At 56.7% G+C, this 21,003-nt stretch carries 19 protein-coding genes; 14 read left to right on the top strand and 5 right to left on the bottom strand.

Annotated features, from left to right (window positions below; translation table 11 throughout):
• Positions 1-237 precede the first annotated feature (237 nt).
• From ACYVDM_RS21550 to ACYVDM_RS21530, 5 genes are all read left to right on the top strand, one after another.
• On the top strand, positions 238-1,443 hold the full coding sequence (locus ACYVDM_RS21550) for an ABC transporter substrate-binding protein (RefSeq protein WP_415788701.1): 1,206 nt from the start codon (positions 238-240) through the stop codon (positions 1,441-1,443).
• Positions 1,444-1,511: 68 nt separating this feature from the next.
• Entirely contained in the window at positions 1,512-2,396 is an 885-nt protein-coding gene (locus ACYVDM_RS21545; protein WP_415788699.1) for a branched-chain amino acid ABC transporter permease, read from the top strand.
• A 5-nt stretch (positions 2,397-2,401) separates the two neighbouring features.
• Complete coding sequence (locus ACYVDM_RS21540; RefSeq protein WP_415788697.1) at positions 2,402-3,382, top strand: branched-chain amino acid ABC transporter permease; 981 nt, start codon at positions 2,402-2,404, stop codon at positions 3,380-3,382.
• Positions 3,372-4,115 carry an ABC transporter ATP-binding protein gene (locus ACYVDM_RS21535; protein ID WP_415788695.1) on the top strand — a complete coding sequence of 248 codons (744 nt, stop codon included), beginning with the start codon at positions 3,372-3,374 and terminating at the stop codon, positions 4,113-4,115. Before ACYVDM_RS21540 ends, ACYVDM_RS21535 begins: the two co-directional genes overlap by 11 nt.
• 18 nt (positions 4,116-4,133) lie before the next feature.
• Positions 4,134-4,838, top strand: a complete 705-nt coding sequence (locus tag ACYVDM_RS21530) for an ABC transporter ATP-binding protein (protein ID WP_415788693.1) — start codon at positions 4,134-4,136, stop codon at positions 4,836-4,838.
• Between the two features lie 89 nt (positions 4,839-4,927).
• On the opposite strand, the gene ACYVDM_RS21525 is transcribed toward ACYVDM_RS21530, so the two are convergent.
• From ACYVDM_RS21525 to ACYVDM_RS21510, 4 genes are all read right to left on the bottom strand, one after another.
• Entirely contained in the window at positions 4,928-7,234 is a 2,307-nt protein-coding gene (locus ACYVDM_RS21525; RefSeq protein ID WP_415788691.1) for a xanthine dehydrogenase family protein molybdopterin-binding subunit, read from the bottom strand.
• Between the two features lie 112 nt (positions 7,235-7,346).
• Complete coding sequence (locus tag ACYVDM_RS21520; RefSeq protein ID WP_415788689.1) at positions 7,347-7,835, bottom strand: (2Fe-2S)-binding protein; 489 nt, start codon at positions 7,833-7,835, stop codon at positions 7,347-7,349.
• Positions 7,836-7,863: 28 nt separating this feature from the next.
• The gene (locus ACYVDM_RS21515) at positions 7,864-8,718 is read right to left on the bottom strand and encodes an FAD binding domain-containing protein (RefSeq protein ID WP_415788687.1); all 855 of its coding nucleotides are present in this window, start codon (positions 8,716-8,718) and stop codon (positions 7,864-7,866) included.
• A 35-nt stretch (positions 8,719-8,753) separates the two neighbouring features.
• Entirely contained in the window at positions 8,754-9,425 is a 672-nt protein-coding gene (locus tag ACYVDM_RS21510; RefSeq protein WP_460475461.1) for an SRPBCC family protein, read from the bottom strand.
• A 178-nt stretch (positions 9,426-9,603) separates the two neighbouring features.
• Between ACYVDM_RS21510 and ACYVDM_RS21505 the strand changes: the two genes are divergently transcribed.
• Positions 9,604-10,275: a TetR/AcrR family transcriptional regulator gene (locus ACYVDM_RS21505; RefSeq protein ID WP_415788683.1), complete on the top strand. Its 672-nt coding sequence runs from the start codon at positions 9,604-9,606 to the stop codon at positions 10,273-10,275.
• Between the two features lie 22 nt (positions 10,276-10,297).
• On the opposite strand, the gene ACYVDM_RS21500 is transcribed toward ACYVDM_RS21505, so the two are convergent.
• Positions 10,298-11,260, bottom strand: coding sequence for a LysR family transcriptional regulator (locus tag ACYVDM_RS21500; RefSeq protein ID WP_415788681.1), 963 nt, complete (start codon positions 11,258-11,260; stop codon positions 10,298-10,300).
• 130 nt (positions 11,261-11,390) lie between these two features.
• Here ACYVDM_RS21500 and chvE point away from each other — a divergent pair, with 130 nt between their 5' ends.
• The 8 genes from chvE to ACYVDM_RS21460 all read left to right on the top strand — a co-directional run bounded on the left by chvE (position 11,391) and on the right by ACYVDM_RS21460 (position 20,973).
• Positions 11,391-12,443, top strand: a complete 1,053-nt coding sequence (gene chvE / locus ACYVDM_RS21495; RefSeq protein ID WP_415788679.1) for a multiple monosaccharide ABC transporter substrate-binding protein — start codon at positions 11,391-11,393, stop codon at positions 12,441-12,443.
• Positions 12,444-12,482: 39 nt separating this feature from the next.
• Positions 12,483-14,003 carry a multiple monosaccharide ABC transporter ATP-binding protein gene (mmsA, locus tag ACYVDM_RS21490; protein WP_415788677.1) on the top strand — a complete coding sequence of 507 codons (1,521 nt, stop codon included), beginning with the start codon at positions 12,483-12,485 and terminating at the stop codon, positions 14,001-14,003.
• Positions 14,004-14,010: 7 nt separating this feature from the next.
• On the top strand, positions 14,011-15,201 hold the full coding sequence (gene mmsB / locus ACYVDM_RS21485) for a multiple monosaccharide ABC transporter permease (protein WP_415788675.1): 1,191 nt from the start codon (positions 14,011-14,013) through the stop codon (positions 15,199-15,201).
• Between the two features lie 3 nt (positions 15,202-15,204).
• Complete coding sequence (gene araD1 / locus ACYVDM_RS21480) at positions 15,205-16,194, top strand: AraD1 family protein (protein ID WP_415788673.1); 990 nt, start codon at positions 15,205-15,207, stop codon at positions 16,192-16,194.
• 13 nt (positions 16,195-16,207) lie between these two features.
• The gene (gene araD, locus ACYVDM_RS21475) at positions 16,208-17,950 is read left to right on the top strand and encodes an L-arabinonate dehydratase (protein WP_415788671.1); all 1,743 of its coding nucleotides are present in this window, start codon (positions 16,208-16,210) and stop codon (positions 17,948-17,950) included.
• Positions 17,950-18,870 (top strand): Gfo/Idh/MocA family protein, encoded by a 921-nt coding sequence (locus ACYVDM_RS21470; RefSeq protein WP_415788669.1) that lies wholly within the window; start codon positions 17,950-17,952, stop codon positions 18,868-18,870. The genes araD and ACYVDM_RS21470 overlap by 1 nt, the downstream gene beginning before the upstream one ends.
• Before the next feature lie 5 nt (positions 18,871-18,875).
• A complete protein-coding gene (locus ACYVDM_RS21465; protein ID WP_415788667.1) occupies positions 18,876-19,724 on the top strand; it encodes an SMP-30/gluconolactonase/LRE family protein in 849 nt (282 codons plus the stop codon).
• 289 nt (positions 19,725-20,013) lie between these two features.
• Positions 20,014-20,973: a hypothetical protein gene (locus ACYVDM_RS21460; protein ID WP_415788665.1), complete on the top strand. Its 960-nt coding sequence runs from the start codon at positions 20,014-20,016 to the stop codon at positions 20,971-20,973.
• The last annotated feature ends 30 nt before the right edge of the window (positions 20,974-21,003 follow it).

Genomic DNA, 21,003 nt, shown 5'->3' with positions numbered 1-21,003 from the left:
TTACGGATCAAGCTAAGCATTGCTTAGCTTGATCAAAACCTTTATATTTACCAACAGGTCAATTAAATCAAGAAAAGACGTAAAAAACTGAGAACGGGCTCGGGCCGCAGAAGCCAGACAGATTACCCAATCAGTAGATACTGTAGTTGGAAAAACGCAAGACCGACGCAATTGCTTGTACCCCAGCTTTAACAGCAACCGTCGCATAGCCTTTCTACCTCAGGAGACAACACATATATGAAAAGCGTAAATAAATGGGCCTTTGTCCTCTGTATGGCGTCAACCGCCACCATGACTGGCGTGCAGGCTCAGACAGACCCAATCCGCATCGGGTTGCCCGTACCGTTAACCGGCCCTTATGGTGCCGATGCAAAAGATCAAGTTAGAAACGCGGAAATAGCCGTTAAGGAATTTAACGATGCTGGCGGCCTAAATGGCCGCAAGGTCGAGCTTCTGGTCCGTGACGACAAGCTTAATCCTGGCGAGGCAGCCACTCGTGCTTTGGAACTCATAGAGAAAGATAAGGTTAATTTTATCGTTGGTGGTCTCTCTGCTGCTACACAACTTGCTACCAACAACATCACCAAACAGCGCAAGATCCTTTATATATCGATCAGCCAGTCAGACACTATTAACGAAGCGTCAGACTATTCTCGCTACACCTTCCATGAAGCGCTAAACCCGTACATGACCACCCAGGCGGTTGGCAAGTATGTATTCAAAAAAGGAATGCGTATTGCCTTTATTACTGCAGACTATGCCTATGGTCACGAGATGGCACGTGGCTTTAGGCGTGTGGCAGAAGAAGTGGGCGCAGAGGTTGTTGGCGAGGTCAAGCATCCTCTGGGCACCTCCGATTACTCAATTTTCTTGCCACGGCTACAAGCGCTTAAGCCCGACGTTCTTGTTTTCAACAACCTAGGACGTGATAACTACATTTCGATCAAGCAAGCGACCGACTTCGGCATGAAGAAAAGCACGATTTTTGCAACCCCCGTGCTTATGTATACGTCCCGCTTGGCTGGTGGGCCTAAAGTTTATGACGGCGTCATTGGCGGCACGTCGTATTACTGGGGCATTCAAGACAATACGCCCTCCGCAAAAAAGCTGAATGACCTCTACAAGGCCGCCAACAAGGGAACCTATCCGTCCGACTACGGCGCAATGGCATATTCCGCCGTTAAATCACTGCTAACGGCAGTCACTAATGCCGGCACGGTAGACACTGAGAAGGTAGTCGACGCTCTGGCCGCACTTAAGTACGACACCTACAAGGGCGAACAATATTATCGTCCCTGCGACCATCAGTCAGTACAGTCGGTGTTCATCATCCAGTCTAAAGACACCAACGCAGGCAACCCTGACGATGTGTTTAGCGTACTGAAAACCGTACCAGCATCCGAATCTATGTTGCGAACTTGCGCAGAGCTGGGCCATAAATAATTGATTCGGCATATGGCGGGCCCACTGTTCGTCGTAGTGGGTCAATATAAAAAAAACACGGAGGCATCATGGACGGCATTACCGCACAACTGCTCGCGCTGCAGGTATTTACTGGCCTGGCGCTGGGCGCCATCTATACACTTTTGGCGGTAGGCTTGTCCTTGATCTTCGGGATGCTGACGGTCGTCAACTTCGCCCATGGTGCGTTCTTCATGGTGGGAGCCTACGCCGGCTATAGCCTGTATCAGTACGTGCCCAATTTTTGGTTATGTCTCGTTGGTGTTCCTCTTATCACCGGTTTAATCGGCATCGTGGCCGAACGATTTCTGGTGCGGCCTCTATATGGACGAGGCATCGACTATCCACTTCTGCTGACCTTCGGCCTTGCCTATGTCATGGTCGAGCTTGTACGTATTCAGTTCGGAAAGCAGGGGTTGCCGGTGGACACTCCCGAGCTGCTGCAGGGCTCAGTCGATGTTTTGATCGGGCATTTCCCCCTTTATCGTTTGTTCGTCATTGGCATCACGGCGGTTGTGTTAGCTGCACTCTGGCTGTTTATTGAAAAAACCTCCTTCGGACTTATCGTACGCGCCGGTGCTCGCGACCCTGAAATCGTGCGCGTGTTGGGCATCGACATCGCCAAGGTGTGGCTTATTGTGTTTGGAATAGGCACCGGTATAGCTGGCCTAGCCGGCTATTTATCTTCGCCGATGCAAGGCATTACCCCTGAAATGGGTGGATCAGTATTGATCGTCGCGTTCGTGGTTACCGTAGTTGGTGGCATGGGCTCGTTAACGGGCGCCGTGGTGGCCGGCCTGCTAGTCGGCGTTGTCGAAAGCCTGGCCGCCTTGTTCGCTCCTGAGGCAGCAAAAGTATCCATGTTCGTCATTATGGCGGTCGTACTTCTTGTACGCCCCCTGGGCCTGTTTGGTCGCGCCGGTTTAATGAGTTAAAGACTATGAGCCTACAAATCATCACGTTATCGCCTCGCCAGCCTTTATCGATACTCAGCACAATACGCAAACACCGGGTTCTTGCCACCATTTTGCTTTTAATGGTGTTCCCCTGGCTGATCCCGCACCATTCCGTCGCGATCAATATGCTGATTTTTGGCTTGTACGCGCTGGGGTTTAATTTGGTGTTTGGCTATATGGGAATGCTGTCATTCGGCCATGCGGCATTTTTGGGTGTCGGCGCTTATACCGCGGGCATCCTTATTGCACAGCATCAGGTCGCTTGGTGGCTGGCCATCCCTGCCGCCGTGCTCGTGTCCACGTTTGTTGCATGGGCGATGGGGATATTGGCTATCCGCACTCGTGGCATTTACTTTGCCATGGTTACACTGGCTCTGTCGCAATGCGTTTACTTCCTGATCTACCAATTTCCCCCTTCCGGCGGCGAAAATGGACTACGGGGTGTGAATGTTTCCGAAGTCAATCTCTTCGGATTCAATTTCGATATGTTGAACCCGTTGACCAAATACTATTTTTTTCTGGGTTTTGTCGCGCTGGCACTTTGGTTTATTTCTCGTCTTTTGGCCTCGCCTTTTGGGGCGGTCATCCAGGCCATACGGGAAAACGAATCGCGCACACGCGCATGCGGATTCAACGTCGAACGAACCAAGCTCATTACCTTTATCCTATCAGGCGCCTTTTGCGGATTGGCGGGTGCGCTTTACGCCATCCATCTCTCCAGCGTTGCAATTGAAACGCTGCACTACGAAACCTCTGGCCTGGTCGTCATGATTGCCCTACTGGGCGGCATGGGCACTTTTTTTGGACCCCTGGTGGGTGCAGGGCTATTCTTGTTCATACAAGACATGTTTTCAATCTGGACGGAACACTGGCAGCTGTACGTTGGCATCATTTTCATGTTCTTTGTGCTGTTCTTTCCGAAAGGCATCTGGGGCACGATTCTGGAGAAGCTGCATGTCGACTGACACCATCATAAAGACCGAAGCAGTCACCCGTCGTTTCGGGGGATTTACCGCACTAAAGAATGTCTCCATCGCGTTTCAGTCAAACAAGCTGACCTCCATCATTGGCCCTAACGGCGCCGGAAAAAGCACTTACTTCAATATTCTGTCCGGTGCAATGTCTCCATCGGAAGGCCGGGTCATATTCGACGGACAAGATCTAAGCGGTGTTAAACCGCATCAGTTCTCGCATATCGGCATAGCCAAGTCATTCCAAATTACAAATGTATTTCCCAACTTCACTGCCCTGGGCAATGTCCGCATGGCATTACAAGCCCATGTCTCGCGCTACAACCTATGGAAGAAGCAAAGTGCGTTGAACTTGGATGATCGGGCATATGCCGCCCTGAAAACAGTAGGCATTGAAACCCATGCTTATCGTCCCGCTCGCGAACTAGCCCACGGCCAGCAACGCTCGCTGGAAATCGCCATTGCACTGGCCTCCAACCCTAAGCTGCTGTTATTAGACGAGCCAACGGCGGGCATGAGCCCTGAAGAAACAAAATCCATGATGGACCTGATCGTGCAATTAGCTGATACACGCACCGTTATTCTGGTCGAACATAAAATGAAAATGATAATGGGTATCAGCGACCACATTGTAGTTTTGCATCATGGAGAACTCCTTGCATCTGGTACACCCGCCGACATTCGCAGCAACGACGAAGTCAAGCGAGTGTATTTAGGCCACCATTAACAAGATATAAGGCATCTTATGCTAGAAATTTCGAACTTGAATGCCTGGTATGGAACGAGCCATGTTTTGCAAAAAATAAACATAACCATTTCCAAAGGAGAAGTCATTGCGCTGCTAGGACGCAACGGAGCCGGAAAAACCACCGTCGTCAAAAGCACCATGGGGCTTCTTGCGAAAACCAGCGGTTCGGTGCGGTTCAAAGACAACGAGCTGATAGGCCAGTCGGCGCATGCACGTTTTGGATTAGGCCTGGCTTACGTGCCGGAGGACAGACGGATTGTGCCAGGTCTAACCGTGCTGGAGAATATTCGCCTAGGCATTGTCGCCTCACCGAAAAAATCTCAGGAAAAGAATATTATTGAGCAGATCGCTGAAACGTTTCCGCGGTTGAAAGAACGCTTGCATCAGAACGCGATAACCATGTCTGGCGGCGAACAACAAATGCTGGCGATTGCACGCGCACTGGCTGCCGATCCAGACATGATCCTGCTGGATGAGCCGTCTGAAGGAATTATGCCCATCCTTGTCGACGAAATGTTTGAGCTTTTTACCTCTCTTAAACGTGCTGGAAAAACGATACTGCTTGTTGAACAAAACGTAGAACTTGCACTGAGCATATGTGACCGGGTTTATATTCTGGACCAGGGCGAAGTGGTACTGACTGAATCTGCACAAGCGTTATTGAACGATCCGCAAATGCAAGAGCGTTACTGCGCGGTCTAAGACCGCCTGAGTATTCGGTCGCTGTATACGTTTCGTCGCCATGCCCCTCCTTCACCAGAGCATGAAAATCAGAAGGGAGTGTGCCGTCGTCAAACGCTTCCAATCGCCTTAAGCACTTTTTCCGGGGTAATCGGCTGCGACGTTACTCGCGCGTTAAAGGGTGCCAATGCATCGTTGATCGCGTTCATGATTGCCCCCGGAGGCCCGGCGGTACCCGCCTCTCCGGCCCCCTTGGCGCCCAACTGGGATGTCGCAGTAGGCGTTTCCACGTGCGCGACCTCAATATCTGGCATTTCCGCAGCCATCGGCACCAAGTAATCAGCCATGCTGCCATTGCGCAATAGCGCATTCTCGTCGTAGAGGCATTCCTCAAAGAGCGCGCCACCTATGCCCTGCACAATAGCGCCACGCACCTGTTCGTTAACCAGCATGGGATTCAGGATACGGCCGCAGTCCTCGACCGCCCAGTGCTTAAGCAATTTCACAAAACCCGTCTCTACGTCCACCTCAACATACGATGCCTGCACGCCGTTGGTAAACGTAAATGGGAAACCGCGCTGGGCAAAGTGCCGCGTGACAGCAAGCTCTGGCCGCGCGTCGGCGGGTAGGATGTCAGGGCGAAAATAAGCCAGACGCGCTAGCTCGGACAAGGCCATGAGCCGCTCCTGGCTCGTAAAATCGACTATCCAGTCCTCAAGCACATCAAGCTGAGCCTCATCTTTCTTCAGCGCCACAGCAGCGAACTTGCGAATATTTTCCCGCAAAGCCAAGCCGGCCTGCAGCACCGCTTCACCCCCAATTCCTGCACCGCGCGACGCCCAAGTCCCCCCACCATAGGGTGTCGCCTGCGTATCGCCCGTTACGACGTTGACATGCTTCATATCGACACCGATTGCATCAGCAGCAATCTGAGCGAATATCGTTTCCGTACCCTGTCCCTGCTCGCCCACACCCACATGACAGGTAACGACTCCGCTGGGTTCCAGGCGCACCGAAGCCCCGTCCAATGCCGAAATTCTTGCTCCACCCACGCCATAAAACGCTGCGCTGGGATTGGTCAATTCGACGAGCACGGCGAAACCAATGCCCCGATAAATGTTTCGACTGCGTAGTTCGGCTTGCTCGCGACGCAGCGCCTGGTAGTCCATCATTTCTTCGATTTTCTTCAGGGATTGCTGATGCGACAATCTCTCAATCTGGATACCCGAAGCGCCCTTGCACGGATAGCCATCATCGGGCATGACATTTTTATGGCGCATTTGCAAGGTGTCGATCCCCAGCCGATGTGCTGCTAACTCCACAATACCCTCTGTGACGCCGCAGGCAATCGGATGACCTACGCCACGGTACTGACTGGTCGGCACCTTATTCTGGTACACCACCTTTAGGTGGCCACGATACTGTTTGTGCTTATACGGTCCACCTGCCACGCTTAGCACCTGATTGCCTTCTATGGCACTGGTACGAGGGTAGACCGAGTAGGGCCCGACACCGGTCAAGTCATCTATTTCGAACGCGACGATTTCGCCGTCGGACTTAACCCCTAAGCGCGCGTGCACCACATGCTCGCGGGCATGAATATCGCTGACAAAAGACTCCAGCCTGTCGGCGACAAACTTCACCGGACGCTTGAGAATAATAGACAAGGCAACCGTCGCAAAGTCATCAGAGTACGAATGCACTTTGATGCCGAATGCGCCTCCGACGTCCTTACAAATGACGCGTACGGCATTTTCGGGTAAATCGAAGTGTCGGGCATACAGGTCTTGCATCATATGCGGAGCCTGATGCGACTGATACACCGTTAGCTTGCGTTCAGAAGGGTCGAAATCGGCCAGCACGGAACGGCCTTCCATGGTGACGCCAGTGACACGACCAAAACGATAGGTTTCTTCGACCACCAGATCGGCCTGCGCAAAGGCTTCATCGACACCTCCCGTGTCGATGGTTTTGGTAAAACACAAGTTATCGCCCAGCTCAGGATGAATGATCGTCGTACTAGGTAAAAGAGCGGTTTCCATATCGTGAACCACCGGCAACTCGTCCCAATCGACCTCAATGGCCTGTATGGCGTCCTCGGCTTGTTGGCGCGTTTCTGCGACAACGGCCAGGATGGGCTCACCTTGCCAGCACGCCCGGTCTAGCGCCAACGGATATTGTGGAGCGGACTTCATGCCCTGCAAATGTGCCAAGGTTGCAACCCAGGGAGTGCACAGTTCAGCGATAGCGTTGCCGTCAACGACCGCAATAACACCAGGCATGCCGAGCGCAACGTCCGTTTCGGTAATGGTAAAGCGTGCGTGCGCAAATGGACTGCGCAAGTAAACGACATGAGCCAGGCGGGGCAATGCAATGTCATCGACGTAGGTTCCCCTCCCTTCCAGATGACGTTTCATATTCGGCCGCATTACGGAAGCACCAACGTATTCGCGTTTAACTGCCGTGTCGCTCAGGAGTGCGCCAACATCTTCTTTAGTTATTGAGTTCACATTTATCTCCCGAACTTTCTTAATCGAGCCTGGCGTCCCGCTGCGCTTGCAGCACATCGCAAATGGCATCGACAATGGCGTGGTATCCCGTACACCGGCAGTAGTTCCCCGATATGTATTCCCTAACCTGCTCGCGGTCAGCCAGCGGTTTCTCGCGCAAAAGCGCCGACGCGGTCAATAACATGCCGGGCGTGCAAAAACCACATTGCGCCGCGTTACGTGCATGAAATGCCTCTTGCAGCGCCGTCAAGTCGCCTCGATCGCTGGCGCCGTCTATGGTTTCAATATGCTGGCCATCGGTCTGCACCGCCAGCATCAAACAACCCCGTACTATTTCGCCGTCCACACGAACAGTACAAGCGCCACAGACGCCGTGTTCGCAGCTGACCCGTGCGGTCTTGATTTGCAGGGTATCTCTTAGAAAATCAATCAGGTGAATGCGCGGCTCTACCTGCTTTTGCAGGCTCACGCCATTGACAACAACATTGATCAGTATTGATTGGTCCATATAGGCCTCCGCGTTGCTTTGTCCCATGTCATGCCGCCAACTGCCGCAACGCCCGACCCATTAAGACGCCGGCTAAATGAAGTTTGGTTTGCGCACTGTTGTACAGATCAGCGAACGGAAATAGCTCACCGGCAAGTGCTGCCTGGGCTTGCGCCAGTGTCTGAGCGTCTACTACCTTTCCAACGACCGCCTCCTCAACCGCCCTGGCACGAATAGGCGTGTTCCCGGTGCCTAAAAACACCAGGCGCAACGCTGTTAGGCGTCCGGAATCAATACGCGCGGCAGCTGCCAAGCCCACAATGGCGTAGTCACCATGGCGACGGGCAAGCTCTAGAAAAACAAACCGTGAACTCGACGACGCCAATGCAAACTCACAGGCTTTGATAAGCTCGTCAGGCTCCATCACCGTGGTATACAGATCCAGAAAAAAATCGGCAGCTTTTACCCGGCGTTCGCCATTTGGCCCAACCAGCACCACCGTGGCATCCAGCGCGACGACACATGCCGGCCACTCGGCGGCGGGATCGGCAAACGCAAGCGAGCCGCCCAAGGTACCCTGGTTACGTATTGCACGGTGAGCAACATGCGGTGCGGCCATCGCCAACAGCGGAAGGTGGGATGCCACTAAGCCGGAGTCTTCAATCTCGCTATGGCGCGTCATCGCGCCAATAGAAATACAGTCCTCCATGACCGTAATACCGCGCAAGCCCTCAATGGCCTTTATGTCTATCAACAAACGCGGCTCGGAAAGGCGCATGTTCAATGTTGCCAGCAGCGTCTGACCACCCGCGAGAATACGGGCATCATCGCCGTATTCTCGCAATAACGGAAAAATTTCATCCAGAGAAGTTGGACGTATATAGGCGAATGGTGGGGCCTTCATGGTTGCTCCTGGTATTCTGAATTCTGCAGGGCTTACTAGGGCAATAACCAGCTAATCAATAGGGTCGAACCCACCCCAAGGGCAAACCAGAACGCCCTGTACAGCTCGTATTGAAATCCTTGAAACTGCGCAGGTTTGCTATCAGAACTGCTTATTGGCGTATGTTTGGAGGGCGGAACGGGTGACGGCGCTTGCGCAGCGGCAGCTGCGTGCGGGACGATGGGTACGGATGCCGGCGTGCTTTCGGCCAATTTAGTATTGCCGTCGTGACCTGACAGGGCAACTTGAAATGCGGCAAAGAATTCATCCGCCATTTTTTTTGCTGAAGACTCTATTAAGCGCCCACCAACCTGCCCCAACTTGCCGCCTACCGACGCTTGCGACGAATAACTCAATAAGGTCTGACCGTCATGTTCTGTAAGCGTAATGTCGGACTTGCCCCTGGCAAACCCCGCCGCCCCGCCAGCGCCTTCAAAACTCAACGTGCATTTGCTGGGCTCCTCGATATCAAGCAGGAAAATCTTGCCGGAAAAACGGGCGCGGACCGGCCCAATTTTCAGCAAGACACGGGTATGCAGTTCGGCCTCGGACACCTTCGTGACCTCTTCACATCCCGGTATGCATCGCAACAGCACGGCCGGCTCGTTGATCGCGTCCCATACTTGCTGCCTGGATGCACTGATAAGTTGTTCGCCCTTCAGATCCATAGCCGTCCTATCTTTGTTTACGCTATGTTGAATATTGTTTACCGTTTGGTAAATTAAGTCAAGAGCATTCAAAGCTCGTGGCCAATTCATCGGAAGCTGTCGGGATTTCTGGGGTGTATTACTATGCTCGTACTTCGCTGCAAAAGCGCTAATCTTTAAAGTTTATGCTGTCACGCTTATGTCTCCGAAAACAAAAAGCAAGGTTGGCTTAACGCCGCCGAAGCCACCCAAAACCAGACAACGGCTAAGTCCTGCAGAGCGCGAACAGCAAATATTGTCAGGCGCAATTTCATTCTTCTCCAGGCACGGCCTGGACGGACAGACGCGTGAATTAGCTAAGGAAATCGGGATTACGCACCCGTTGCTTTATCATTATTTTCCGACAAAAAAAGCCTTGATTGAACGCGTGTACCAAGAGGTATACCTTGGCCGCTGGAACAAACATTGGGAAGACTGGCTTGATGCGCCGACCGAACTGGAAGAGAAGCTGAATAGCTTTTATCAAGCCTATGCCAAGGCTATTCTGACACCGGAATGGGTGCGAATCCTGATATTCTCCGGCCTGAGTGATGGATATATTCCAAACAAATACATCTCTCTTTTACAGTCCAAACTGCTTCCACGCATAGCACGCGAAACCCGTAATTATTTGGGGTTGCAGCACGTCCAGGAAGAAGACGAAAGAATTACTCAGTTAATCTGGGGGCTGCATAGTGGCATCTTCTACTTGGGTATCCAACAATGGATATATGGCCTGCCCGCCCCCCAAAACATTGAGCAGATAATCAAGGATAGAGTAAGAGCGTATATTGTCTCGGCACGTGACCTATTCGGCCATACGGATGGGTGATGGCGCAATCCGCACAAGCTTCCTACTCATCACTCACATAATACCGAGCAACATCCGGCCTATTCGATTGGGTCAACAGCCGGTCGCGCAACGACAGGGCCAGTGGCGTCAGGGGGCGGCGGCGCAGGCGCAGCAGGTAATAAGGCGACACGCGGATGTCGTGCGGCAGGTTCAGCACGGCAAAGCCCGCTCCGATCGGGGGTTGGGTCAATAGCGACGCCACCTCTGTCACCATGGGCGTGACCGCATCGCCTTGGGCCAGGTAAGCCATACTCAACAGTATCGAGGGGCTGCTGACGACGTTGCGCGGCTCGGACAGCCCCACTTGGCCGAACGCGTTGACGATGGCCTCTCGAATCGGCGCGCCGCGTTGCTGCATGACCCACTCGTAGCTCGACAACTCGGTCAGTGTTACGACGTGCGCACGCGCCAGCGGATGGCTGGCGCGGGCCACGATCACGATCTTTTCATCGCTCATCGGCGTGATTTCAAAGTCATGCGCGTCGGCTTCGGGCAGGATGCGGGCCAGAACAAAATCCATCTCTCCCGCCATCAGATGGCGCAGCAGGTCACGCGAAGGCATAACGTCGACCGAGATCTCGGCGGCAGGGGCTATGGATTTGACCTCGCGGATCGCAGGCATCAGGAGGCTCACTGCAGGGCCGGTCACGGCCCCAACGCTGACCGAACCGGCCAGGCCCTGGCGCAATGAATCCACGTCGGCCACCATACTGCGCATCTCGCGCAGGACGACCTCGACCCGGCGCAGCACAGCACGCCCTTCTGACGTGGGCTCCATCCCCTTGGGCCGGCGCACGAACAAGGCTGCCCCCAGTTGCCGTTCGACTTCGGCCAGCATGCGCGAGGCAGCAGGCTGCGTGACAGCGATGGCATCGGCCGCCAATTGCAGTTGGCCATGGCTCGCGATTTCCGACAGCAAACGCAGCTGTGATGGCTTGAGCCAGCGGGCAGGATTATTCGACATATAAATTTAGGTATGTTGAATGCGCCAGATATTATTTTACCGTCATGTTTCGCGTTGCTACCATGCCCGCAAGATCCAACTAGAGATCAATTCAGCCGCATTCACCTGCCCTGACAACCTGGAGACAAAAATGCTTATCAAAAAGCTAGCGCTAGCACTGCTGGCAGCGCCCGTGATCGCGTCGGTCGCCCACGCGCAAACGGTCGGCATCGCCATGCCGACCAAGTCCTCGGCGCGCTGGATTGCAGACGGCCAGTCCATGGTCAAGCAATTCCAGAAGGCCGGCTACAAGACCGATCTGCAGTATGCCGAGGACAACATCCCGAATCAGTTGTCCCAGATTGAAAACATGATCACCAAGGGTGCAGACGTCCTGGTCATTGCCGCCATCGATGGCACCACACTGTCCAATGCGCTTGAAAATGCCGCTGCCTCCGGCATCCCGGTGATTGCCTACGATCGCCTGATCCGCGAAAGCCCGAATGTGGATTACTACGCGACCTTCGACAACTTCAAGGTGGGCGTGCTCCAGGCCACTAGTCTGGTTAATGGCCTGAAAGCGCGCTTCGGTGACGTGCGGCCGTGGCATGTGGAATTGTTCGGCGGCAGCCCGGATGACAACAATGCCTATTTCTTCTACGACGGTGCGATGTCGGTGTTGCAACCGTTGATTGATGCCGGCGACATCGTCATTCCTTCAGGCCAGACCGGCATTGACCGCGTCGGCACACTGCGCTGGGATGGGTCGGTTGCCCAGGCTCGCATGGATAATCTGCTGTCGGCCAACTACACCAAGCAGGCCGTGCATGGTGTCCTGTCTCCGTACGACGGTCTGTCCATCGGGATTTTGTCGTCGCTCAAAGGCGTGGGTTACGGCTCGGGCGACCTTAAGATGCCGATCGTGACCGGGCAAGATGCCGAGGTGCCTTCGATCAAGTCCATACTGGCAGATCAGCAATACTCCACCGTCTTCAAAGACACTCGCAAGCTGGCGCAGGTGACGGTCGGCATGGTCAATGCATTGCTCAAGGACGGCAAACCCGAAATCAACGATACGACCACTTATAACAACGGCGTGAAGGTCGTGCCCGCCTACCTGCTGGAACCCGTGACCGTGGATGCATCCAACTGGAAGAGCGTGCTCGTCGACTCGGGCTATTACAGCCAGGATCAGATTCAGTGAGCTGAGCGTGTCTCCCTAACCCATGCATCGGAGGACTCGATGACGCCGCTTCTGGAAATGCGTGCCATTACTAAGGCCTTCCCGGGGGTCAAGGCACTCGACCAAGTTAACCTGCAGGTTAAAGAGGGCGAGATTCATGCCATCTGTGGTGAGAACGGCGCCGGAAAGTCCACGCTGATGAAGGTGCTGTCCGGCGTCTATGCGGCGGGCAGCTACGAAGGCGACATCATCTACAAAGGTGAGGTGGCGCAGTTCAAGTCGATTCGCGACAGCGAGGCCCGCGGGATCATCATCATCCACCAAGAGCTGGCTCTGATACCGCTGTTGTCCATTGCAGAAAACATCCATTTGGGCAACGAGCGAAGCCAGTACGGCTGCATCAACTGGGCCGAATCCTTTCAGGCTGCGCAGGAGCTGCTCAAAAAGGTCGGGCTGAACGAAGCGCCCGGCACCCGCGTCGAAACACTGGGTGTCGGCAAGCAGCAATTGGTTGAAATCGCCAAGGCACTTTCTCGCAATGTCCGTTTGCTCATTTTGGACGAGCCCACCGCTGCGTTGTCGGAAACCGACAGCCAGGCCCTGCTGGATTTGCTGCTGGAGCTCAAGACTCAGGGTGTGACGTCAATCATCATCACCCACAAGCTCAATGAGGTGCGTCGCGTGGCAGATCGCGTCACCGTGATTCGTGACGGCGCCAGCATCTCCACACTGGACGCCGAACGCGAGCCGGTCACCGAAGACCGGATCGTGCGCGATATGGTGGGGCGCGACATGACGCACCGCTATCCGGCGCGCGAGCGACGGTGCGGATCAGTCGCCATGGAAGTTAGTCATTGGAATGTCTGGCATCCCGAGCAGCGCGACCGGCAGATCATCCATGACTTGTCGCTGCGAGTCCATGCGGGCGAGGTCGTCGGCATTGCGGGATTAATGGGGGCGGGACGCACCGAACTGGCCATGAGTGTGTTCGGTCATTCCTGGGGCGGTCGCATCACTGGCGAGGTTTCCATGCACGGCAAGCCCGTCGACACGTCGACCGTGTCGCGCGCCATTGCGGCCGGCCTGGCCTATGTCACGGAAGACCGCAAGAGCCTGGGGCTGATCCTGGAGGAATCCATCCAGCGCAATACAACGATGGCCCGCTTGGACGCCGTGTCCTCGTGGGGCGTCATCAATGGCGCAGAGGAAACCGCCGTGGCCGAGCGGTACCGCCAGAACATGCGCATCCGCACCCCTTCGGTTTTCCAGAAGGTCGCGCATCTGTCCGGCGGCAATCAGCAAAAGGTCGTGCTGTCGAAATGGCTGTTCACCTCGCCTGAGGTGCTGATCCTGGATGAACCCACGCGCGGGATCGATGTGGGGGCGAAATACGAAATCTACGGAATCATCAACGAGTTGAGCAAGGCCGGAAAAGGCGTGGTGATGATCTCTTCCGAATTGCCCGAACTGCTGGGCATGTGCGACCGCATCTATGTGATGAGCGAAGGCTCTTTCGTCGGTGAAATGTCTGCGGATGATGCGTCGCAAGAACGCATCATGTCATTGATCGTCAGGAAATAGGAGCATCATGAACCGTTCGGAAACACACAATCCGCCTGGCCGGATTGGGGCCTATCTTGCGCGCCACATGCGCGATTACGGCCTGATATTCGCCCTGATTGCCATCATGGCCTTTTTCCAGGTGGCCACAGACGGCACGCTGTTGCGGCCGGTCAACATCACGAATCTCTTTCTGCAGAACAGCTACATCATCATCATGGCGCTGGGGATGCTGCTGGTCATCGTCTCGGGCCAGATCGACCTGTCGGTGGGTTCGATCATGGGCTTCATCGGCGCACTGGCCGCCACGATGATCGTGCCCTACGACATGCCAGTCGGGCTGACTATCGTCACCTGCCTGCTGTGCGGCATGCTCATTGGTGCCGCCCAGGGGTATTTCATCGCCTATTGGAAGATCCCTTCTTTTATCGTCACGCTGGCGGGCATGCTGATCTTTCGCGGTCTGGCGCTTTGGCTGCTGGAGGGTCAGTCGGTCGGGCCTTTCCCTCGCAACTTCCAGGCTTTGTCCACGGGTTTCATCCCCGACTTCATCGGCCCGGGTCGCCCAAACATGACGGCATTCATCGCCGGCCTGGCCGCCGTGCTGTTGATCTTGTGGCAAGGCCTGCGTGCCCGTGGGCGCAACGCCCGCTATGGCATTGAGGACGAACCCATCGGGCTGTTCATCCTGCGCAATGCCCTGACTGCCGCCGCCATCCTCTTCATCGGCTGGAAACTGGCCTCGTTTCGTGGTCTGCCCAATGTACTGGTGTCGATGGTGGCGCTGACAGCCGTCTATTTCTTCGTCACCGAGCGCACGGTCATCGGCCGGCGCATCTATGCGGTGGGCGGCAATGAAAAAGCGGCCAAGCTTTCGGGTATCCGGACCGAACGTCTTACGTTCCTCACCTTCGTCAATATGGGGATGCTCGCGGCACTGGCCGGGCTCATCTTTGCCGCCCGCCTGAATACGGCCACACCCAAAGCCGGATTCGGTGTCGAGTTGGATGTCATTGCTGCCGTGTTCATTGGCGGGGCCTCGATGTCCGGCGGCTCCGGGCGCATCATGGGGGCAGTCATCGGCGCGCTCATCATGGGCGTCATGAACAACGGCATGTCCATCATCGGCATCGGTATCGACTACCAACAGGTGATCAAAGGGTTGGTGCTGCTGGCGGCCGTATTTTTCGACGTCTACAACAAGAACAAGGGAGTGTAAGTCATGCTGCTTTCTCAAGTTAACCAAGTGAATGGACAACGGGTCGTGGTGGCTCGCGAAGGGCAAATGGCCTGGATCGTCCCCGACGCAGTCTCGGTCTATGCGCTAGCCCAGGCAGCTTTGTCCGCCGGCCGCCGGCTGGAGGACGAGATCGCGGTGCGCGGCAAAGGCGAGTCCGTCGATCTGGCACAGGCACTGGCCCAAGGGCGGGTCTTGCTGCCCATCGATCATCCCGATCGGGCTCACCTGCATCTGACCGGAACCGGGCTGACGCACCTGGGCAGCGCCTCCACACGCAATGCCATGCACGCCAAAAGCGATCCGGAGACGCTGACCGACAGCATGAAAATGTTCCGCATGGGGATGGAGGATGGCAAACCGGCGCCCGGCAAGATTGGTGTGCAGCCCGAGTGGTTCTACAAAGGCAACGGGCATGCGGCCATTGCTCCGGAATCGCCCCTGCCTTCACCGGGTTTCGCGCTGGACGGAGGCGAAGAGCCCGAAGTCGCCGGGATTTACTTGATTGGCCCCAATGGCACGCCGTGGCGCTTGGGTTTCGTGCTGGCCAACGAATTTTCCGATCATGTGACTGAGCGCGGCAACTACCTGTGGCTGGCCCATTCCAAACTGCGGCCCGCCAGTTTCGGACCAGAATTGTTGCTGGGTGATTTGCCCGCGCATGTTGCCGGCACCAGCCGCATCATGCGCGACGGCCAAGTGCGCTGGGAGAAGCCGTTCGTTTCGGGCGAAGACAACATGTCGCACAGCCTCGGCAACCTGGAGCATCACCATTTCAAATACGACGTCTTCCGCCAACCGGGCGATGTGCATGTGCACTTCCTCGGCACGGCCACGCTGTCCTTTGCCGACGGGATCCGTGTGGATCACGGCGATGTCTTTGAAATCGCCTCGCCAATCTTCGGCCTGCCACTGCGCAACCCTCTGGAGCAGAGTCCCGCCGCCAATAGTCCCGTCCAGATTGCCCGACTTTGATAAGGTTCACCCCATGTCTTTCAAACCTGCCCCTTGGCCCCGGAAGCTGCGTTCCCAGCACTGGTATGGCGGCAATACCCGCGACACCATTTATCATCGCGGCTGGATGAAGAACCAGGGTTATCCGCCGGACCTGTTCGACGGGCGTCCCATCATCGGCATTCTCAATACCTGGTCCGAGCTGACACCTTGCAACGGCCATCTGCGCGAGCTGGCAGAGAAAGTGAAGGCGGGTGTCTGGGAAGCCGGCGGGTTTCCCGTCGAGGTGCCGGTGTTTTCAGCATCCGAGAATACCTTCCGGCCAACCGCCATGATGTTTCGCAATCTGGCGGCCCTGGCGATCGAAGAAACCATGCGCGCCCAGCCCATCGACGGCGCGGTCCTGATGGTCGGTTGTGACAAGACCACGCCAAGCCTGCTGATGGCGGCGGCGTCGACCAACATTCCCTCCATCGTCATCTCGGGCGGCCCTATGCTCAACGGCTGGTTCCGTGGCGAGCGGGTCGGTTCCGGTACCCATCTGTGGAAGTTTTCCGAAGAGGTGCGTGCCGGCAAGCTCCGCCAGGACGAATTCCTGGAAGCCGAGCAGGCCATGAGCCGTTCTTCCGGCAGCTGCAACACCATGGGAACGGCCTCGACCATGGCGAGCATGGCCGAAACGCTGGGCATGGCGCTGTCGGGCAATGCCGCCATCCCGGCGGTCGATTCGCGGCGCCGCGTCATGGCTCAGATGACGGGCCGGCGCATCGTGCAGATGGTCAAGGATGACCTCAAGCCGTCTGACATCCTGACCCGGCAGGCCTTTGAGAATGCGATCCGGACCAACGGCGCCATCGGCGGTTCGACCAACGCCGTCGTCCACCTGTTGGCACTGGCCGGACGGGTCGAGGTCGACCTGACGTTGGACGATTGGGACCGGGGTGGGCGCGACGTCGCGACCATCGTCAACCTCATGCCGTCGGGCAAATACCTGATGGAAGAGTTTTTCTATGCAGGCGGCCTGCCCGTGGTGCTCAAGCGTCTGGGCGAAGGCGGCTTGCTGCACAAGGATGCGCTGACCGTCTCGGGCCGCAGCATCTGGGACGAAGTGAAAGACGTCATCAACCATAATCCTGACGTGATTTTGCCGCTGGAAAAAGCTTTGACCTCGCAAGGCGGCATTGCCGTCCTGAAAGGCAATTTGGCCCCCAAAGGCGCCGTGCTGAAGCCGTCTGCGGCCAGCCCGGAATTGATGTGCCATCGCGGCCGCGCCGTGGTGTTTGAAGACATCGACGACTACAAGGCCCGGATCAATGACGAGTCCCTGGACATTGACGAGCACTGCGTGATGGTGTTGAAGAACTGCGGCCCCAAAGGCTATCCGGGCATGGCCGAAGTAGGCAATATGGGGTTGCCGCCCAAGGTCTTGCGCAAGGGCATCACCGACATGGTGCGGATCTCCGATGCCCGCATGTCAGGGACAGCCTACGGCACGGTCGTTCTGCACGTGTCGCCAGAGGCCGCCGCCGGCGGGCCGCTGGCGGTGGTACGTGAGGGCGACATGATCGAGCTGGATGTGCCCAACCGACGGCTGCATCTGGATATCTCGGACGAGGAAATGACCACGCGGCTGGCACAATGGAAACCCTCGCATGTGCAATCCGTCAGCGGCTACGCCTGGATGCATCAGCAGCACGTCGAAGGCGCCGACCAAGGAGCCGATCTCGATTTCTTAAAAGGTTGCCGAGGCAACCCTGTGCCCAAGGAAAGCCACTGATGTTGAAACTCGCACTGATCGGGATGGGCAAGATTGCCCATGACCAGCATTTGCCGGCGTTGGCGACCAGTCCGGATTGGACGGTGGCCGCCACGGTAGACCGTGAGAGCCAGAGCGACGGGCAGACCACCTTTATCGAGATTGAAGAGATGCTCCGCGCCCGACCCGACATCGAGGCAGTGTCGCTCTGTCTGCCGCCCGTGCCGCGTTTTCTCGTGGCGCAGGCGGCCCTGGCGGCCGGCCGCCATGTCATGCTGGAAAAACCGCCCGGTGCCACGTTGTCTGAGGTCCATAGTCTGTCGGTGCAGGCCCGGGCACAAGGCCTGACGCTGTATACCACCTGGCATTCCCGCGCGGCAGCGGCCGTGGCGCCTGCCAAGGCCTGGCTCGCCGGCAAAAAGGTGCGCAGTGGCCAGATTACTTGGCGCGAAGATGTACGCAAATGGCATCCGGGTCAGGACTGGATTCTCGATGCCGGAGGGATGGGGGTCTTCGATACGGGGATCAATGCTCTGTCGATCCTCACAGAGATCCTGCCAGAGCCGGTGCACCTGACGCGTGCCGAGCTGGAGTTTCCGGCCAACCGACAGGCGCCGATTGCCGCCCGGTTGACGCTGACGCATGGCATCGAAGCGGATTTCGATTTCCGTCAGGAAGGCTGGGAAACCTGGGACATGACCTTGTTCACCGATGAAGGACACCTGACCTTACGCCTGGGGGGCAATCTGCTGGAAATCGACGGCGAAGCCGCCGGGGGCAAAGCCATGATCATGGGCGAGTATCCCGTCCTGTACGCTCGGATGGCCGAGCTGGTCCGCCAGCGCGAATCCGACGTCGACCTGTCGCCCTTGCGGCTCGTGGCTGATGCCTTCATGCTGGGCCGGCGCACGACGGTGGCACCCTTTGAATTCACTGTCTGATGGCGATGTCCCAGATCTTCGACACCCGTGCCTGCGAACTGGGTGAAGGAGCTTTGTGGCATCCACTACGCCAGCAGTTTTTCTGGTTTGATATTCTGGGTTGCAAGCTGCTGTCCCGCCACGGGGATGCCTCGCCTGCTTGGCCCCTGGGGAAGATGGCCTCGGCCGCCGGTTGGCTCAATGCCGCGCACCTGCTGCTAGCCACCGAGACGGGACTGGCCGTGCTGGATCTGGATTCCGGGCAGCTGACACCCCACTGGCGCCTGCCGGCATCGGCCACGGCACTGCGCTCGAACGATGGGCGCGCAGATCGCCACCATGGGTTCTGGTTCAGCACGATGGGCAAGCAGGCCGAGCCCGGGGTCGGTGCGATCTACCGCTATTTACGGGGCGAAGTACGCCAGTTGTTCGACGGTCTAACCATCCCCAATTCCATCTGTTTCAGTCCGGATGGCCGCCAGGCCTATTTTTCCGATACGGCCCGGCAAATCGTGTGGCGGCAAGCGCTCGACGCGCAGGGTTGGCCCGCCGGCGAGCGCGAGGTCTTTCTCGATCTGGTGCCCGAGGGCCTGAATCCCGACGGTGCCGTCGTCGACGCGGAGGGCGGACTGTGGTGCGCCCACTGGGGGGCAGGCGCCGTGATGCGCTACAGCCCTGAGGCGCAACGGACGCACACGTTTTCGGTGAGAGGAGCGCTTCATGTGTCTTGCCCCGTCTTCGGTGGGCCAGATCTGCGCGGCCTGCTGCTCACCACTGCTCGCGAAGGCTTGACGGACCCTGATCCCGCACAGGGGATGACCTATCTACTGGACGTCCCGATCCAGGGCTTACCAGAGCCTCGGGTCATCCTGTAGGCCGGTCCGACACCGCCGCCATCCTCCGGGCGTCGGGCGTAACCGTCGGCTGACTGCCGTGGCGGCCGACATTGAAAATGTCGATTCGTCGAACAAATCGGCAGTTTCGTCGAATAAATCACTCAGCGATCAACCCCTCATGCTAGGCTCGGCGACATTCGTGCTGTCACGAAGCAGCCGATCGGATCGCTCAGTGTGTCGGTCGATCGCATTACACCGGTAGCGGTGACAAACAGAACGACGTGTCTTGAGCTGACTTTTCAACGAAGACAGAAGAGGAGATCGTAAAGTGTTGTCATATAACCAAGCCGTTAAACAGGACATAAGTATCACGCCGCTTTCGCCATATCGAAATCGTCTGGTCCTGGCGCTCTGCGCAATCGCTGTCGGCGTTCTGGTCGCCGGTTTCTGGAATTATCATTTGGTAGACGGATTCGGCCGGGAGTTCGTCGCGGGCCAAACAATCGGAGACCCGGAAAGCCTGGCCGGCTCCTATAGTGAACGGGGGGCAGGTTTCGGTTTTGTCTTTGCCATCATTGCGGGTTTGGCTGCGACCTTCACGGCGTGCAATTGCGTTGCGTTCGCCATGCTTCCAGGCCTTGCCTGTGCGGCGGAGAATGCAGGATCACCTCGGCGACTCGCGATCAAGGCGATCGGCATTTTCTCGTTTTTCGTCCTTCTGGTTTGCTTCGCTTACGGAATGTATGTCGGCTCGCTCGGACCGGAGCGCGTGGACGCCTTCAATGTCCGAGAAACCCGCCTGTTTCAGGCACAAGTGACATTCACGCTGCTCGGCGTCGTCCTGCTCGCCTGGGGTGCGATTTCGTTTGGATTCCTCGATGGCATGCTCCGCCGCCTGCCGCCCAAGATGCTGCACTTCGCCGCCTCGCCGCTGGCCAAGGCCGGCGTCATGGGAATCCTGGTCGGATTGTTCGCCATTGGACGGCCATTTCCGGTGTTCAGAAATTTTCTCACCTATGCCGCCGCCGCGGAAAGCCCGCTGTATGGAGGCGCAGTGATGGCCTTGCAAGGGGTCGGACAGATTCTGGTGATGGTCCTGCTATTCCTGTTGCTGATCGTGCCGTTCACCAAGCGGCTGACGAACTGGTCGGCGCGGCACCCCGGCAGACTGGAACAATTCAGCGCGGCCATGTTAGTTGCCGGCGGGGCCTACTTCGTCTTCTATTGGGGCATCGCCTTTGCCTATAACGTCGGTAATTGGGGCTTCAAGCTGAACTGGTACAGCTAGTTTGAAAACATCGCTCTCATGCGCCCACGC

Source organism: Bordetella tumulicola, from assembly GCF_054779135.1.
This window is presented reverse-complemented; position numbering and strand designations above follow the sequence as displayed.